The 16,931-nt window shown below is 34.7% G+C and carries 15 protein-coding genes; 1 reads left to right on the forward strand and 14 read right to left on the reverse strand.

The genetic code is table 11. From position 1 onward, the window contains the following. The first annotated feature begins 59 nt into the window (after positions 1–59). Positions 60–2,690 (forward strand): penicillin-binding protein 1A, encoded by a 2,631-nt coding sequence (locus COD11_RS07370; RefSeq protein WP_098796116.1) that lies wholly within the window; start codon positions 60–62, stop codon positions 2,688–2,690. 92 nt (positions 2,691–2,782) lie between these two features. On the opposite strand, the gene COD11_RS07375 is transcribed toward COD11_RS07370, so the two are convergent. The 14 genes from COD11_RS07375 to bshB1 all read right to left on the reverse strand — a co-directional run bounded on the left by COD11_RS07375 (position 2,783) and on the right by bshB1 (position 16,881). Beyond that, positions 2,783–3,313 carry a YpoC family protein gene (locus tag COD11_RS07375; RefSeq protein ID WP_098796117.1) on the reverse strand — a complete coding sequence of 177 codons (531 nt, stop codon included), beginning with the start codon at positions 3,311–3,313 and terminating at the stop codon, positions 2,783–2,785. After that, a complete protein-coding gene (gene nth, locus COD11_RS07380; protein ID WP_098796118.1) occupies positions 3,303–3,968 on the reverse strand; it encodes an endonuclease III in 666 nt (221 codons plus the stop codon). The genes COD11_RS07375 and nth overlap by 11 nt, the downstream gene beginning before the upstream one ends. Positions 3,969–4,039: 71 nt before the next feature. Further along, the gene (locus COD11_RS07385) at positions 4,040–4,744 is read right to left on the reverse strand and encodes a DnaD domain-containing protein (protein ID WP_098796119.1); all 705 of its coding nucleotides are present in this window, start codon (positions 4,742–4,744) and stop codon (positions 4,040–4,042) included. 169 nt (positions 4,745–4,913) lie between these two features. Beyond that, entirely contained in the window at positions 4,914–6,206 is a 1,293-nt protein-coding gene (asnS, locus tag COD11_RS07390; RefSeq protein WP_098796120.1) for an asparagine--tRNA ligase, read from the reverse strand. A gap of 135 nt (positions 6,207–6,341) precedes the next feature. Next, a complete protein-coding gene (locus COD11_RS07395) occupies positions 6,342–6,848 on the reverse strand; it encodes a cell wall elongation regulator TseB-like domain-containing protein (protein WP_098796121.1) in 507 nt (168 codons plus the stop codon). Between the two features lie 15 nt (positions 6,849–6,863). Then, positions 6,864–7,034: a YpmA family protein gene (locus COD11_RS07400; RefSeq protein ID WP_078432809.1), complete on the reverse strand. Its 171-nt coding sequence runs from the start codon at positions 7,032–7,034 to the stop codon at positions 6,864–6,866. A 183-nt stretch (positions 7,035–7,217) separates the two neighbouring features. Next, on the reverse strand, positions 7,218–10,046 hold the full coding sequence (gene dinG, locus COD11_RS07405; protein ID WP_098796122.1) for an ATP-dependent DNA helicase DinG: 2,829 nt from the start codon (positions 10,044–10,046) through the stop codon (positions 7,218–7,220). 237 nt (positions 10,047–10,283) lie between these two features. After that, the gene (gene panD, locus COD11_RS07410) at positions 10,284–10,667 is read right to left on the reverse strand and encodes an aspartate 1-decarboxylase (protein ID WP_098796123.1); all 384 of its coding nucleotides are present in this window, start codon (positions 10,665–10,667) and stop codon (positions 10,284–10,286) included. A gap of 70 nt (positions 10,668–10,737) precedes the next feature. Then, entirely contained in the window at positions 10,738–11,583 is an 846-nt protein-coding gene (panC, locus tag COD11_RS07415; protein WP_098796124.1) for a pantoate--beta-alanine ligase, read from the reverse strand. Continuing rightward, the gene (gene panB, locus COD11_RS07420) at positions 11,580–12,419 is read right to left on the reverse strand and encodes a 3-methyl-2-oxobutanoate hydroxymethyltransferase (RefSeq protein WP_098796125.1); all 840 of its coding nucleotides are present in this window, start codon (positions 12,417–12,419) and stop codon (positions 11,580–11,582) included. The genes panC and panB overlap by 4 nt, the downstream gene beginning before the upstream one ends. Before the next feature lie 443 nt (positions 12,420–12,862). Continuing rightward, positions 12,863–13,843: a biotin--[acetyl-CoA-carboxylase] ligase gene (locus COD11_RS07425; RefSeq protein WP_098796126.1), complete on the reverse strand. Its 981-nt coding sequence runs from the start codon at positions 13,841–13,843 to the stop codon at positions 12,863–12,865. Next, positions 13,813–15,030, reverse strand: coding sequence for a CCA tRNA nucleotidyltransferase (locus tag COD11_RS07430; RefSeq protein ID WP_098796127.1), 1,218 nt, complete (start codon positions 15,028–15,030; stop codon positions 13,813–13,815). The genes COD11_RS07425 and COD11_RS07430 overlap by 31 nt, the downstream gene beginning before the upstream one ends. Next, the gene (bshA, locus tag COD11_RS07435; RefSeq protein ID WP_098796128.1) at positions 15,011–16,171 is read right to left on the reverse strand and encodes an N-acetyl-alpha-D-glucosaminyl L-malate synthase BshA; all 1,161 of its coding nucleotides are present in this window, start codon (positions 16,169–16,171) and stop codon (positions 15,011–15,013) included. Before bshA ends, COD11_RS07430 begins: the two co-directional genes overlap by 20 nt. Beyond that, positions 16,168–16,881 carry a bacillithiol biosynthesis deacetylase BshB1 gene (gene bshB1 / locus COD11_RS07440; RefSeq protein ID WP_098796129.1) on the reverse strand — a complete coding sequence of 238 codons (714 nt, stop codon included), beginning with the start codon at positions 16,879–16,881 and terminating at the stop codon, positions 16,168–16,170. The genes bshA and bshB1 overlap by 4 nt, the downstream gene beginning before the upstream one ends. Positions 16,882–16,931 lie beyond the last annotated feature (50 nt).

Below are 16,931 nucleotides of genomic sequence, written 5' to 3' on the forward strand. Positions count from 1 at the left end.
AATAGTTTATTTTAGCAGGAAGCTTTTTCTAAAAGCTTAAGATGAAAGGTTGGAATTACATGACTGAACAATATAAGAGTCGTGAAGAACGAAGAAAAAAACAGTCTCAAAATAATACTAAGAAAAAAACAAAGAAAAATAAACCAGGGCTATGGAAGAAAATTTTATTAAGTCTTTTGGCAATAGGAATTGTAGGAATGGTTGCTGGAGGAATTACATTTGCAGTTATAGTATCTGATGCTCCACCACTTGATGATAAAAAATTAAAAGATTCATTTTCATCAAAAATATATGATATGAATGGTGAGGAAATTACCGAGTTTGGCCAAGTAAAAAGAACTTACGTCCCATATGATGATATACCTAAAGTACTCGAAAATGCAGTGTTAGCAACTGAGGATGCACGGTTTTATGAACACAGCGGTGTTGATTTTATTCGTATAGGTGGCGCATTTGTTGCAAACGTTCAAGAAGGCTTTGGTGCCGAGGGTGGTAGTACTATCACACAACAAGTAATCAAAAACTCTTTATTAACGAGAGATAAAACAGTTACTCGTAAAGTACAAGAATTATGGCTTGCATTTCAATTAGAACAAAAATATTCAAAACAAGAAATTCTTGAGATGTATCTTAACAAAATTTACTTTCCTGGTAATATATACGGCGTAGCTCAAGCAGCTGAATCATTCTATGGTAAAGAATTAAGTGAATTAGAGCTTCATGAAGCTGCTATGATTGCCGGAATTCCACAGAGTCCAAATAACTATAATCCGAGAACAAATCCGGAAAAAGCTGAAAAGCGACGCAATATTGTTTTAACATTAATGGCAAAACATGGATTTATTACAGAAGCTGAGGCAGAGGAAGCGAAACAGGTTCCTGTCCAATCCACTGTAGTTGAACCTACAGAAAAAGCAAATCCTTATCACGCCTTTGTGGAAGAAGTAATAGAAGAAGTAAAAGAAAAAACAGACCTTGATGCTGGTTCTGCAGGATTGGAAATCTATACAACACTTGATCCAAAAGCACAAGATGCTGTAGAAAATGTCTTAAACGGTGATGTGATGGACTTTCCTGATGAGGAACTTCAAGCAGGTATCACACTTCTAGATACTCAGACAGGAGAAATTCGGGCAATCGGCGGCGGACGCGATCAACCAGTTGGCGGTTATAATTATGCTACAGATACAAGACGTCAGCCTGGTTCTACAATTAAGCCGGTACTTGATTATGGACCAGTTATTGAAGATAAGAAATGGTCTACCCATCATCAAATCGTAGATGAACCATACACATATAGTGACGGAACAAAAATTAATAACTGGGATCGATCCTACAAAGGGCAGATGTCAATTCGACAAGCATTAGCTGATTCAAGAAATATCCCAGCTTTAAAAGCATTACAAGAAGTTGGATTAGATAAAGCGAAGGAATTTGCTCAAGGCCTTGGCATTCCACTTGATGAGATTTATGAGCCTTATGCAATTGGAGGATTCCGAGATGGAGTCTCCCCTCTTCAAATGGCAGGTGCTTTTAGTGCATTCGGGAATAATGGAATTTATATTGAACCACATGCTGTTAAGAAAATTGTTTTAAGTGATGGAACTGAAATCAGCTTAGAACCTGAGCCTGAGGCAGCAATGAGTGATTATACAGCATTTATGGTCACAGATATGATGAAGTCTGTTGTTGAATACGGAACTGGTAAGTCTGTTCAAATATCTGGTGTAAATATTGCTGGAAAAACAGGTACAACTAATTTTAGTGAAGATGACAAAGCAAAATATAATGTGCCTTCTGGTGCAGCAAAGGATGCATGGTTTGTAGGTTATAATCCTAATTACACAGCAGCTGTTTGGACCGGATACAATATATCAGCAGATAGCGAAAAGGTTTATTTAGATTCAAGTGATCAAAAACTAGCAAGAGCAATGTTTAGAGAGGTCTTTTTAGAAGTTGCTAAAGGTGATACTTCTGATTTCGAACAACCTAACAGCGTTGTTCGAGTAGCAGTTGAAAAAGGCTCAATGGACGAAGTTCTTGCAAGTGATTATACTCCTTCTAATCAGATTGCTTATGAATATTATGTAAAAGGCTTCGAACCTAAAAAAGTCTCTAAAAAATATGAAAAGCTCGATAAGCCTTCTGATTTAAACATTAATTATGACCAGGTAACAAATTCAATAAGCATAAACTGGGGTTATAATGAAGATGCATTAGATGATGTATCCTTTGAAGTAAGACAGTCTATTGACGGAGGAGCATATGTAGTTGTTAGTCAATCAGCATCTACTTCATATCAGATAGCAGATGTTTCACCAGGATCTACTTATGCTTTCCAAGTAGTTGCAGTTAGTGGTAATAATCGAAGTGATGCCGCTGCCACTCAACTACAGGTACCAGAACCTGATGTTGACGTACCTGAACTTCCAGGAGATGACGAGGAAGGCCAAAACGAGGATGAACAACAAGAAGATGAAGATTCTGAAGAAGGTAATGGAAATGGGAATGGCAACGGGGGGCAAAACGGTAATGGAAATGGGAATGGTAACGGAAATGGGAATGGGAATGGCAATGGAAATAATAACGATGATGAGAGTGAAGATGACTCTGATCAGGATATAGAAGGCGAACAAACCAATCCTGATGTAGAAACAACTGTACCTCCTACTGAAAACACTGGACAATAATTGTATAGACTATATCGAAAGAACCGATCATTGGGTCGGTTCTTTTCTTATGTAATAAAAAAGGAATTATCCGTTTTCATAGCGAATAATTCCTACAGTTTATTCATTGCAAGAGCCTTGTAAAATGATTTTTCCAGTTCCGCAAAAAGTTGCTCTAACTGAACAAAAGCATGATATTGATATGGGTTATCGATTATAAATTGAAGTCTCTCCTCACAATTTACCGGTTTAAATAGCATAGTATTTATACTCATCGCATTAACTTTAATTGCTTGAACTGATCTTTTGTTCATCCAATGTAAACAAACAATATAAAGTGATAAACATTTTAAAAGTGATTTCTTTTGCAAATCACTTTTATCTCGTTTCATAAATCCTTCCCTAGCCTTTAACATCATTTGTTTCCAAACATTAAACAAAACCGGAACAGATTCTTTCGGATGTTTCCAAGGCAAATTCTCTACTTCTTGTGCTTGTTGTATGGAGAGCATGTCAAAATAAAATGGTTCTTCTAACAAAATTTTTTCATTTACTTCATTGTATAGCTCATAAAAGTGTGTTTGATTTTGAAAAAAAGGTTTACCTCGAAAAACATCAGGTATCTTGTACATTTTATTTTGCATGTGTAGCTTTTCCTTTTTTCATTCTTTTTTGCCCTTCTCTACATAAATGGAGCAGTGGACAAATTTCACATTGTGGAGATTGAGCCTTACAATGGTACCTTCCGAAGAAAATTAATCGATGATGTGTATCTGACCATTCTTCTTTTGGTATTTTTCTCATCAAAGTCTTCTCCACTTCTAATACTGAATCCTTCCATCTGCAAATGCCCAGGCGTTTACTCACCCTTTCTACATGTGTATCAACAGCAATTGCAGGAACACCAAATGCAACTGACATTACAACATTTGCTGTTTTTCTTCCAACTCCAGCTAACTTGGTTAATTCTGTGTGATCATTTGGCACTTCTCCATTATAATGTTCTAACAAGGTTTCACAAAGTTTACGAATGTTCTTAGCTTTATTTCGATATAAACCAATTGACCTGATGTCTGACTGTAATTCCTCTAGTGAGACAGCAAGGTAATCTTCAGGTTTTTTATATTTTTGAAATAAATTTTTTGTTACTTTATTTACTAAAGCATCAGTACATTGAGCAGATAATGCTACCGCTATGACTAATTCAAAAGGATTGTCATGAATTAGTTCACAATGGGCGTCAGGGAACATCTCTGTCATCGTATCTAGACATTCACGTATTTGAACTTTTGTTAACATCTTCTCACCTACTTTTTTACTTGAATTTTTTCATTCAAAAACACTAGAACGTAAGAAAAAGAGCTAAAATTTTAGCTCTCAAGCCAGTTATAAAAGGGAACTTTTCTTTCATAATTTTCTGGATTACTTTGAGTTTTTGACGAAGTGCCCTGATTTTGACGGAACTTTTTAGCATAGTTTCGTGCTTGCTCAATTGTACGAATTCCGTTCTTTTTCCACTCAAACAGAATTCGATCAATATATCTAAAGTTCAATTTTCCTGACATAACTGATTCTCTTAATGCGGCTTTAATAATAACAGGGTCATAATCGTCTTGATCAATCCAGATAGCTAGAGTTTCACACTCAAATGGAGATAGAGGTCGTCCGAATTCATTTTCGAAGATTGTATATAAACTCTCATCCTCTTTTTGATTTTGTTCCTGAGCTTTTTTCTGGCTTTCATTAATTAAATATGTGTATAACTTATCCCATAGTGGTTTAAGCGAATAATATTCAAATAAAATTGTATCTTGTTCACTCTCTTCAATCATTAAGAAGCCTTTTTGTATTAATGTTCTTAAGATAGAAGTACATTCAGATGTTGAAATAGACATATTCTGAGATAGTTCTGTTGGAGTAGGAAATTGGTTCCCGTTCTCCTTATATTTTTTCACTTGTAGAATAAGCATAAATTCAAGTTCATTTAAGCCTAATTTTGCATAATAATTAAAAAGCATAGCCGGAATGCTAACATGTCCTGCTTCTTGGAGAAAAATGAATTGTTCTTTATTCATATTCACACCCCTTACCTTAGTGTAGTATACCATGACAAGTTACTACATTGTATAAAATCAGCTTCGGTTGTTTTTGCCATATAAGGGAATCAACAGCTTTCTTTATTTTATTGTATTTATTCAATAAGAATGAAAAAACCGACTCAGATAGAGTCAGTTTTTTATCTTCTTATGGATAAAGTCTGTTTAATAAGCGAGGGAATGGAATTGTTTCACGAACATGTTCAACTCCACTTAACCATGCTACTGTTCTCTCAAGACCTAGGCCAAATCCAGAATGTGGTACAGAACCATACTTTCTAAGCTGCAGATACCATTCATAAGCTTGTTCGTCTAATTGATGCTCTTCTATGCGTTGTTTAAGTAACTGCTCGTCATGAATACGCTCAGAACCACCAATGATTTCACCATAGCCTTCAGGTGCAATTAAATCTGCACACAGCACAACCTCTTCACGGTTAGGGTCTGGTTGCATATAAAAAGGTTTTAAGCTTGTTGGATAATGTGTGATAAATACAGGTTTATCATAGCTTTCTGCAATTGCTGTTTCATGCGGAGCACCAAAATCGTCTCCCCATTTAATATCTGTAAATCCTTTTTCTTGAAGAAACTTAATTGCATCATCATACGTAATTCTTGGGAAAGGTGCCTTAATTTTTTCTAATTTAGATATATCTCTTCCTAATGTATTAAGTTCAAGAGAACAATTTTCTAGAACACTCTGGGCAATAAATGATACATACGCTTCTTGTACTTGAAGATTATCTTCAAATTCATAAAAAGCCATTTCAGGCTCAATCATCCAAAATTCAATAAGATGGCGGCGTGTTTTTGACTTTTCTGCTCGGAACGTAGGACCAAACGAAAATACCTTTCCTAACGCCATAGCTGCTGCTTCCATATATAATTGACCACTTTGAGATAAATAAGCATCCTCATCAAAGTATTTTGTATGGAATAATTCAGATGTTCCTTCCGGTGCACTTCCTGTTAGAATTGGAGGATCAACTTTAACAAAACCTTCTTTATTAAAAAACTCATATGTTGATCTAATGATTTCGTTTCTAATTTTCATTACTGCATGCTGACGTTTTGAACGAAGCCATAAATGACGATGATCCATTAAAAATTCTGTTCCATGCTCTTTTGGTGTTATAGGATAATCAACAGATTCAGAAATAACGCGAATATTTGTAACTCCTAATTCATAACCAAAGGGAGAACGTTCATCTTCCTTAACGATACCAGATACATAAAGAGAAGTTTCCTGAGTAATAGACTTTGCATTTTGAAATACCTCTTCTGCAACCTCAGCCTTTACTACAACGCCTTGAATAAAGCCTGTACCATCTCTTAATTGAAGAAAAGCAATTTTACCGCTTGAGCGTTTATTTGAAAGCCATGCTCCAATTGTTACTTCTTGTCCAACATATTTTCCAACTTCTGCAATTGTTGTTTTCACGTATAAATTCCCTCCATCAGCTACGATGTCTACTTACTATGTATTTTTCTTCATCATTTAATTATACGTTTTTTATAATATGGTCGCAATGTTTCCAAAATAAGCCGAAACTTTCCGATTATTTCTACACCTTTATTAAGATGAAGTTTTTGTTTTTAATGCCATATGTTTAATAATTTCACCATCATAAAAATTCACATAATCAAATGTATAGCGATCAGATTTGTCTTTGTACTTCACTTCCCAAATGGGTATTTCTTCATCCATACCTAACTGAACACTTATGATTTCTGATGGATCATATTCATTATTAACTATCTTAATGGCTTCATCTAGTGTAATACCTGAAGACCTTTTTTTCACTAACATTTTATCTTCTTTTTCCTTTTTGTACACCCAGACATATACACCCTCATTATTAGCTTTTTCACCTGTTAATACATGATATTGTTTATCACTATTAAACGTCGTAATTTCCGTTATCGTCGAAAGATTCGCTGACTCCATGGCTTTTTTCTTTGACTGCTCATGACCATTCGTGTATTGTTCTCTTGCAGCCTGATATGTTGCTGTAAAGATCCATACAGCTGCAATAAAGATTACTGAGAAGACAGCAATGAATATCCAAGTTTTTCTTCCCATATCGTTTACCCTTTCTTAAGTTCGGTATATAGTAAATACTGCTTTTGATTTATCTTCCTGATCAAGAGCAAGACCAAACATTAAATCATTTCTTTTTAATGTACGATTCAGCAAGTCAACAATTTTATATAAATCATCAGAATGATCTACAGTTACAGTTGATACAATTTCAATTTTACTTTCCAAAGCTTTTTTCCTCCCACTTAAAAACAAATATTGTAACTTATATGTCTGCCTAGTCTGGATACAATAACATTACAACAACATCTACTTGTTGTAACCACGATTTATTATAACAGGTGTCATTAAGTAACGTGAAAATAAATTTCTCCTAGCTCACACCAAATCTTCGTGGCTGATTTAGTATAATCAGCCACCCTTTTTGTTGTTGATCCAATTATCAATAGAATGTGTAAGATGATGCATTGGTTTTGACTCCATGTCTATAGTTGGAATTGATGTTAAAAAATCTTTCCCATATCTTGATGTAATAATACGATTGTCCAATACAAACAGAATACCGCGATCATCTTCATGTCTAACTAAGCGTCCTAAACCCTGTTTAAATCTTAGAATGGCCTCTGGCAGTGAATATTCATAAAAAGCATTCGCACCTTGCTCTTCCATATATTTACTCGTTGCAGCTACAACAGGGTCATCCGGTGAAGCAAATGGAAGTCGAACAATCATAAGAGCCTTTAGATCCTCTCCAGGGAAATCAACTCCTTCCCAGAAGCTGCTTGTCCCTAACAAAATGGCCTTATCGAATTGTTTGAAATTTTTCGTTAGTCTCGATCTACTTCCACTTCCTGTTCCTTGCCCCATTATGGCAAAATCATCTAATGTTACATCTTCTTTTACAATTTGATACGTTTTTCTCAACATTTCATAAGAAGTAAATAAAACGAGCATTTTTCCATTGGAAATTTGAGCTACAGTTCCAATATGTGCTGCAATCGCCTCTGAGTATTCCTTTATAGAAACCTCATTTACAATCGGCATATCAGTTGGAACAAACAATTTCACTTGTTTTTCATAGTCAAACGGTGATTCTAGTACAACCTGCTTCGGGAAAAAATCAGTTAGTCCAATATTATTAATGAAATAGGAGAATGATTTTTTTACCGTTAAAGTGGCAGAAGTAAGCACTGCACTTTGTACGTTAGCAAAGAACTTATCTGCTAAGTAGTCAGATACTTGTACAGGCTGAGCGTAAATATATACCGCATTTTTAGCACCTTTTGATTCAATTTCAATCCATTTAACAACCGAATCATATTCTCCAAAAAATAAAAACTCAATATTTTTCTTATACACATTCATTTTTTCGATTACTTTTCTTACGTTTTCAATTGTTAGCTTCTCTGTAATCGATAATTCTTTTGTTGAGATCCCATTAAATTTTGCAAGTTCTTTATCCAATAACTTCAAAAGATCATGGATCATAAATTGAATTCTATTTGCTAACTCTAGGATCGAGTTCCACGTTCGATTGTTTTCTTTTTCAGTTTGTAATCGGTAAGAGGTACGATTTAATAATGAATCTTTTTTTCTTTTTAAAACATAGGCGTGTAGACCTGAAAAAAATTGTTGTGTTTCTTCTTGTAATTCCATTAGGTTCTGCTCTATTTTTTGTGAAAAAGCAGAGCTTTCAAGATGAAACTTTTGCTGACATTGAATAAATTTCTTTAAAAGACCATTTGTATTCAAAAATCCTAATGAATTCATCATGTAGTTAAGCTCTAAATAGTGTAATTTGATTCCAAGTTGTTCAGTCGCTACATGCTGAAAATGATGTGCTTCATCAATTATAACTTCCTGATAATCAGGCAAGATTTTTTCTTCTCTTTCAATATCAGATAGCAGCATTGCATGATTCGTTATGATAACATTCGCTTCTGATGCTTTTGCCCTTGCTGTTTGATAGAAACATTTCGAAGAGAACGGGTTATTATGGAAGGATGAATTGTCTACATGTAGGTTCTCCCATAATGTTCTTCCACCAGATGGAAGGTTTAACTCGTCCACATCACCAGTTTCTGTTTGTGTTAACCAAATTAATATTTGGGCCTTCGTCAATATAAAGTCATAATTATCATCTAAGTCTTTTAGTGATTGTTCAAACTTTTGCAAACATAAATAATGGCGCTGCCCCTTTAATATCGTTGCTGTAAAAGGAAACGGTAAAACCTTCAGTAAAAAAGGAATTTCTTTTTCAAGTATTTGCGTTTGTAAATGATTTGTATGTGTGCTGACAATTAACGGTCTTTTCTCTTTTATTGAGTGTATTAAAGCAGGTACAAGGTATCCAATTGTTTTTCCACTTCCAGTACCAGCTTCAATGATACTATGTTGATGCGTTGTTAATGCGTCCAATACTTCACTCATCATTTTAAGCTGCCCAGATCGTACACGATAGGTTGGTAATACTTTTGAGATGCTTTCCCGTTCTTTAGTAAAGATATTTAAAATGTTATCATGTTCTAATTCAACCCTTTTTTCTCCCAGCTCCATAGTGTCATTTTGCTGTTTGATCGCAATTGTTCGAACAATTTCTACATTGGGATTTACTTGTTCTTTTAACGTTAGAAGTTTCTTTGATAGAAAATCTTCAAGTATTTCCTCTACATCGCTTATAAAAGAGCCTGCCAGTTTTATTAGCTGCTGTATGGTAATAGTTGGCAAGTCATTTAACTTTTTAAAAATATGTAATAATAATAATGCTGTTGCTTCAGCATCACTATCAGCTCGATGAGGATTAACATGCAGCATATTAAATTCATCACTTAGATCAGATAATTTATAGCTTTTTTCAGTAGGAAAAGCCATTCTCGTTAATTCCACTGTGTCAAGAACTGGCCCTGAAAAATAATAACCATAACTTTTAAACTCTTCTTGTAAAAAAGACAAATCGAAATAGACATTATGGGCGACAAAAAAGGCATCAGATAACATGTTATGTAGTTCTTCGGCAATTTCACCAAATGTAGGAGCACCTTCCACCATATTATTTGAAATTCCTGTTAGTTGTTCAATAAAAGGTGGGATTTCTTGCATAGGATTAACAAAGCTCATATAACGATCAACAATTTTGCCATTCTCAATTGTTACAGCAGCAACTTGAATGATTTTGTCCCCTTTTTTAGGTGAATTACCAGTTGTTTCTATATCGATCACAACATAACGTTGTTCTTTCATAAAAAACACCTCAATTTATTTCAAAAACGTAAAACCGTCTTATTCATACTCTTTGCTGACTATTAGTTTACCCCAATACGTGCGAGTTTTAAATAACTTTACAATATACTAGGCTAATAACATTCATTTTTTTGGGTATTTCAATAAAATAAAAAAGACCTACTCATATAATGACTTCTCTCATGGAAAAAGTTAAAAATATTGAAAGTCATTTTGAGTCAGGTCTTTTTTGTTTTGTTATAGAATTGTTGCAGCTGGTTCTTGACCTAAAATTTCTACAATTTTATTATTTTCATCCATAATAGCAATCTTCGGTTGATGAGTAGATAGTTTCTCTTCTTGTACCATTGTATAAGTAAGAATAATAACTATGTCTCCTTCTTGAACAAGCCTTGCAGCAGCACCATTTAAACAAACAACTCCACTGCCTCTTTTACCTGGAATGATATATGTCTCAAATCGTGCACCGTTGTTATTATTAACGATTTGCACTTTTTCGTTTGCAACCATACCGACAGCATCGATAATGTCTTCGTCTATTGTTATACTACCTACGTAATTTAAATTAGCCTCTGTTACACGAGCACGATGTATTTTAGCATTTAACATTGTACGAAACATTTGGCTCTCCCTCATTTCATATATTTATCTCTCTATTTTCACACTCTAACTGAGCTATTCATTTTAGCAATTAAACTTCAATCGTTATATTATCAATTAGTCTTGCATTTGTAAACTTCACAGCGACAGCAATGATAATATTTCCATGAAGTACCTCAATTTCCTCTAGCTTTGGATAATTAAGGATTTCAATATAATCAATCTTTCCTGATGTATTAGCTGAAATAATGGAAGTAACAAGTTCAATTACTTTTTGTTTACTTCGTTCTCCATTTAAGATCAATTCCTTTGCTTCACATAAGCTTTTATATAAAGCTGTTGCTTCATTTCTTTCACGATCATTTAAGTTAACATTACGTGAGCTTTTTGCTAATCCGTCTTCTTCCCTAATTGTCGGAACAGCTACTAAATCAATTGGAAAGTTAAACTCACTTATCAACCCGTCTATAACCGCTACTTGTTGGGCATCCTTCATGCCAAAATAAGCTCTGTCAGGTTGAACCATGTTAAATAATTTCGTTAAAACTGTTGCAACTCCATCAAAATGTCCTGTTCTTGATCTTCCACATAATACATCTATCCTCTTTTTAACAATGACCGTATAAGCAGTTTCATCAGGATACATCTCTTTTACAGGTGGAGTAAAGATAAGATCAACACCTGCCTGCTCTGCTAGTTCCTGGTCTCTTTCGGCATTTCTTGGGTACGAATCAAAATCTTCATTTGGTCCAAATTGTAGAGGATTAACAAATATGCTTAACACGACAATATCGTTCTCTTTTCTTGCTTCTTCTAAAAGCTTTAAGTGACCTTCGTGTAAATAACCCATTGTTGGTACAAAACCGATTGTTAGATTTTCTTGTTTAAATAAACGTATTTCATTTCTTAATTCCTGGATTGTACTGACAATGTTCATTTCTTTATTCCTCCATATAAGCTGTGTAGCTCTTCCTCCTTCATGTTAAAGGAGTGTTTCTCCTCCGGAAAGCTTCTGCTTTTCACCTCTGCAACATATTGTGAAATTGCAGATATCGTTGTTTCAGCTATAGAGGCATATTGTTTTACAAATTTCGGAACATAACCTGAACCGTACCCTACTAGATCATGATATACTAACACTTGACCGTCCGTTTGACGCCCTGCACCAATACCAATTGTTGGGATTGAAAGTAATCTTGTTATCTCAAGCGCTAACTGCTGTGGAACACATTCTAAAACTAGAGCTATTGCCCCTGCAGCTTGACATTTTTTAGCATCTTCAATTAGCTTTCGAGCTGCCTCTGCATCTTTTCCTTGAACTTTGTATCCCCCTAGGACATTAACTGACTGAGGTGTTAACCCAAGATGAGCAACAACTGGTATTCCACCAAAAGTAAGCGCTTCAATTATAGGAGTAACACCATCTGCACCCTCTACCTTTACAGCATCTGCTCCACCTTCCTGCATAATTCTTGCAGCGTTTTTTAAAGATTCATCCTTTGAAAGGTGATAAGACATAAACGGCATATCTGTTACAACAAATGTATCTTTTGCTCCTCTTTTTACTGCTTTCGTATGATGAATCATATCGTTAACAGTAACAGGTATTGTGGAGTCATACCCTAACACAACCATTCCTAATGAATCTCCAACAAGAATCATATCAACTCCGGCGATTTCAGCTTGTTTTGCACTTGGAAAATCGTAAGCCGTCAGCATTGAGATTGGTTCATTTTTTTCTTTCATTTTCATAAAATCTTGTCTTGTTTTCATAATTTCCCCTCCAGATTTAGCATGTAAATCCATTCTTGTATAAAGACAACATTGGATTACTTATGATAAATGGGTAGTTCGTAATGAGAAAGCATTGGTAGGAGAGAGAATGAAATATCCGATTTTAAATTTATCATGATTGTTATAGGTTTGTTTTACCTCAATCATTAAACATAAAAAATCCTTCATATCGACAAAGATAGAAGGATTGTAGACTATTCGTTCGGTTTCATCCCTCTGTCCTAGTCCTTCTTGGATCAAGGCAGATAATTTTCAAAATTTTATTTGACCTTATTATTACTATTTACATTAATAAAGGTCTTCAACAAACTATTCTTTATCACAAGGTGTAGTTCATAAGATACTACCCAAAAAAAGTATAGCAGAAAATTTTACTAATTACTATCGTTATCTATCATAGCAAATCACACAGGTTAAGCTGTCTATTTCAACTCAATATCAGCTGAATAAATTTCTTTAATACTTCCATCACTAGTCTCAATTAGTAGAACACCGTTATGATCAATACCAATTGCCTTCCCTTCTACTGACCCATTAAGAGTCCTTGCCACCATTTTTTTATTCAAACTAATGGCATAGCCCTCCCATAACAGCTTAATTGGATGAAAGCCCTGCGAAAGGTATAACGAATATAACCCTTCAAATTTCAATAATATCGTTTGAATAAATAGAGCTCTTTCCCAATGCTTTCCTGTTTCAATTCCTATTGATGTGGCAATCTGCTGTAGTTCCTCAGGAAAGTCTTCAACCTTTTGATTCACATTAATACCCGTTCCAATAATTACGGAGTGAACTTGATCTGCCTCCGCCTGCAGTTCAGTTAATATCCCCACAACTTTTTTCCCGTTAATTAATATATCATTAGGCCATTTAATATCCGGCTTAACCGGAGTTAGTTCTTCAATTGCTTGAACGATAGCTACAGCTGTTAAGAGAGTTAATTGCGGAGTAGAATGAATAGGAATGTTTGGTCTAATAATCAAACTCATCCAAATACCTGTACCACTTGGAGAGTACCATTCTCTTGCCATACGGCCTCTTCCATTTGTTTGTTGGTCAGCAACAACAATAGTCCCTTCCGGAGCTCCATTACCTGCCAATGTTTGAGCAATCTTCTGTGTTGATGTAACAGTTTCTTCAAAATGGACGTGACGCCCTAATGTTTTTGTCTTTAATCCAATTTGAATTTCATTGCTACTTATTTTGTTTGGTTTTTTCGTGATGCGATATCCCAAGCGCCTTACAGCTTCTAACTCATATCCATCTTTTCTTAACTCTTCTATATGTTTCCAAACAGCCGTTCTTGAGCAGCCAATATATTCACTTATTTTTTGTCCAGATACGAATTCTCCCTCTGCATTTGAAAAAGCTTCTAGTAATTTTGTTCGAAGTTCTGATTGCATTTTAATACCCACTCCTTTATTGCTGACCTTTCATTTTCTAAATTATCTAGTATAATTTCTCTTTCTATTTCTGAAATAAGTTTTGCTACCCAAGGACCTGGTTTCTTTTTCATGATTTTAATTAATTCATGTCCTGTAATATCTAATTGATTCTTATTTTGAATAGGCAGCCTATGGAGTGAGTCTTTCACAGCATTAATATTCTCGTTTAACATATTCGGGTCATCTATAATAGAGCGAATACGTTCAACAGAGAGTGCACAGTCAGATCCAGCTTCATACAATAACAAGCTTGTCCATGATTTCTCTTGTTGAAGTAATATTAGAAATTTTATATTTTTTTCAACTATTTTAATCAGCTTAACCGGAAGTTTCCATTTTCTTAAGTATTTCTCTACTGAGGGAGGTTCGACCTTATATGTAATCATTGTCCATAAGTCTTCTCTTGTTGAAAGAAAGTCTAACTGAAAAGATGCTAAAATTTTTAACTGCTGCTCTTTTTCAGTCATACCAGGCAAATAGTTATTCATCTGACAATCAATTAGTGTCTGTATGGCAGCTTTATAATGAGCACCTTGAAAAAGCTTTTCAATTTCTACTGTTTTTCTTTCTACTGAAATTGCATCTAACAGATAAACAAGCTCTTTTAAGGCTGCTTTTGTCTCTTGACATAAAGTAAATCCTAATTGACTAACAAAACGAACCGCTCTAAGCATTCGAAGTGCGTCCTCAGAAAATCTTTCTGACGGAGAATCAACGGTCTTTATTACTTTTTCTTTTAAGTGCTTTCTTCCATCAAAATAGTCATAAATAGTGCCCTCAATATCCATCGCCATCGCATTAATGGTAAAATCCCTGCGTCTTAAATCTTCTTTTAATGAAGATATAAATGAAACAGATTTTGGCCTACGAAAATCATCATAGCCTGTTTCAGCTCTATAAGTTGTAACTTCGAATGATTTATTATTATGTAGCACGATAATCGTTCCATGTTCTGCTCCAACATCGACCGTTTTAGAGAAAATTTGTTTAATTTCATCAGGCTTAGCTGAGGTTGCAATGTCAATATCTCCAATTTCTCTTTTTAGCAAGTAATCACGTACAGCTCCACCAACATAAAATGCCTCAAAGTCTGAGTTATGTAAATTTTCTAATATGGGTTTTGCTTCATAAAATGGGGTCTCCACTTTTTACACCTTCATTTAATAGTTCATAGTAAATTGATTCGTATTGCGTTACAACCTTATCTGAATGAAATAATTGTGTCGCACTATTTTTTGCGTTTTCTGACATAGACTTATGTAATTCACTATTTGATAAAAGATGTATAGCGTGAAAAGCAACCGTATCAATGTCACCTACTTCACAGATGTATCCTGTTTCACCTTCTTTAATGACTTCAGGAATTCCTCCTGCATTTGTTCCAATACTAGGAACACCACATGCCATTGCTTCAAGTAAAACCAAACCAAAACTTTCCTTTTCTGAAAGTAATAAGATAAGATCACTAATTGAATATAAGTCTTCCAAGCTATCTTGTTTTCCCAAGAAAAGAACTTTTTCAGATAACCCTAATTCTTTAACTAGCTTATTTACAAAAGACATTTCTGGGCCATCACCAACTAGAAGAAGCTTTGCTTTTACTTTTCTTTGGATTTTCTGGAAAGAATAAATCACATCTTGAACACGCTTCACTTTTCTGAAGTTTGAAACATGAATAATTACTTTCTCTTCCTCGAGGATCCCATACTCTTCCTTTAGATAAGAGGCATCCTTCTTATAATAAACACGATCATCGATAAAGTTGTAAACTGTTTCTATTTCTTTCTTAGGTTGAAGTAGTTCATAGGTTTGTTGAACGAGTGCATTAGATACAGCTGTCACTCGGTCTGATGACTCAATTCCAAAGCGAATCATATCTGCAAGCGATTGATCATAGCCTAAAACAGTAATATCAGTACCATGAAGTGTAGTAACTATTTTCAAATCTTTGTTAACCATTTGCTTAGCTAAGTATGCACAGATTGCATGTGGTATTGCATAATGCACATGTAATATATCAAGATCTTCTCGGTTTGCAACCTCAGCCATTTTACTTGCCAACGCTAAGTCGTATGGTGGGTATTTAAATACCGAATATTGATTTACTTCCACCTCGTGAAATGTGATATTGCAATACACCTTATTTAACCGAAATGGTAAGCTTGAGGTGATAAAGTGAATTTCATGACCTTTTTCAGCTAAGAGCTTTCCAAGCTCGGTAGCAACAACTCCAGAGCCTCCAACAGAAGGGTAACAAGTAATTCCTATTTTTAATTTTTGTTTCATTCGTTATCACCTATTAAATCCTTTGAAAGTAAGATTGGTTTTTTCGTTATAAATCCTTCTGCATACATTACACCAACCTCTTTTCCATATAATCTTTCTCTACTTTCAACAGCTTCTATATAGCCATTAGTAAGGGGTGTTTCTGTTGAACCTTGAACTTTTTCAAACTGACTGGAATATGCTTTTAAGCTTTCTATTTTTTGTTCAATTGTTTCTGATATGTTAATAACGAAATCGGGTTTATGAAATCCATTGATCATATAAAAATAGAGATTCTTTACTCGATGAGACGACTGTCCTAGAAGATCTTGATAATTTTTAATTCCTGCTGAAAAAACCGCCTCTTCAACTAGCCTAGAGCAATGTCCATGGTCCGGGTGACGATCATCAAAATATGGGGCAAAAACGACTTTTGGCTCATATTTTCTAATAATCGTTACAATCTCTTTAATAGAAGAATCCAGCATATATAAACCTCTATCAGGAAGTGACAACTGAATTCTCTCTGATAGTCCAATAATATCTCCAGCTCTTTTTGCTTCTTCTTGGCGAATGGCTACAGTTCCATTGGAAGATAATTCCGCTTTGGTCAAATCACAAATTCCAATTTTCAAGCCAGCTTTGGCATACTTAGCAATTGTACCACCCATACCTATCTCAACATCATCAGGATGAGCACCAATTGCAAGAATATCTAATCTATTACTCATTTTCTTCTCCCTATTCATATCTAAAGGAATGATTATTTTTCAAATCATTC

Source organism: Bacillus sp. AFS040349, assembly GCF_002577655.1.
Lineage (GTDB): Bacteria > Bacillota > Bacilli > Bacillales > Bacillaceae > Metabacillus.

Excerpts from the sequence above, each read along its gene's own strand:
- COD11_RS07370 (WP_098796116.1), top strand. The coding sequence starts at position 60 with ATGACTGAACAATATAAGAGTCGTGAAGAACGAAGAAAAAAACAGTCT.
- COD11_RS07375 (WP_098796117.1), bottom strand. The coding sequence starts at position 3,313 with ATGCAAAATAAAATGTACAAGATACCTGATGTTTTTCGAGGTAAACCT.
- nth (WP_098796118.1), bottom strand. The coding sequence starts at position 3,968 with ATGTTAACAAAAGTTCAAATACGTGAATGTCTAGATACGATGACAGAG.
- COD11_RS07385 (WP_098796119.1), bottom strand. The coding sequence starts at position 4,744 with ATGAATAAAGAACAATTCATTTTTCTCCAAGAAGCAGGACATGTTAGC.
- COD11_RS07395 (WP_098796121.1), bottom strand. The coding sequence starts at position 6,848 with ATGGGAAGAAAAACTTGGATATTCATTGCTGTCTTCTCAGTAATCTTT.
- dinG (WP_098796122.1), bottom strand. The coding sequence starts at position 10,046 with ATGAAAGAACAACGTTATGTTGTGATCGATATAGAAACAACTGGTAAT.
- panD (WP_098796123.1), bottom strand. The coding sequence starts at position 10,667 with ATGTTTCGTACAATGTTAAATGCTAAAATACATCGTGCTCGTGTAACA.
- panC (WP_098796124.1), bottom strand. The coding sequence starts at position 11,583 with ATGAACATTGTCAGTACAATCCAGGAATTAAGAAATGAAATACGTTTA.
- panB (WP_098796125.1), bottom strand. The coding sequence starts at position 12,419 with ATGAAAACAAGACAAGATTTTATGAAAATGAAAGAAAAAAATGAACCA.
- COD11_RS07425 (WP_098796126.1), bottom strand. The coding sequence starts at position 13,843 with ATGCAATCAGAACTTCGAACAAAATTACTAGAAGCTTTTTCAAATGCA.
- bshA (WP_098796128.1), bottom strand. The coding sequence starts at position 16,171 with ATGAAACAAAAATTAAAAATAGGAATTACTTGTTACCCTTCTGTTGGA.
- bshB1 (WP_098796129.1), bottom strand. The coding sequence starts at position 16,881 with ATGAGTAATAGATTAGATATTCTTGCAATTGGTGCTCATCCTGATGAT.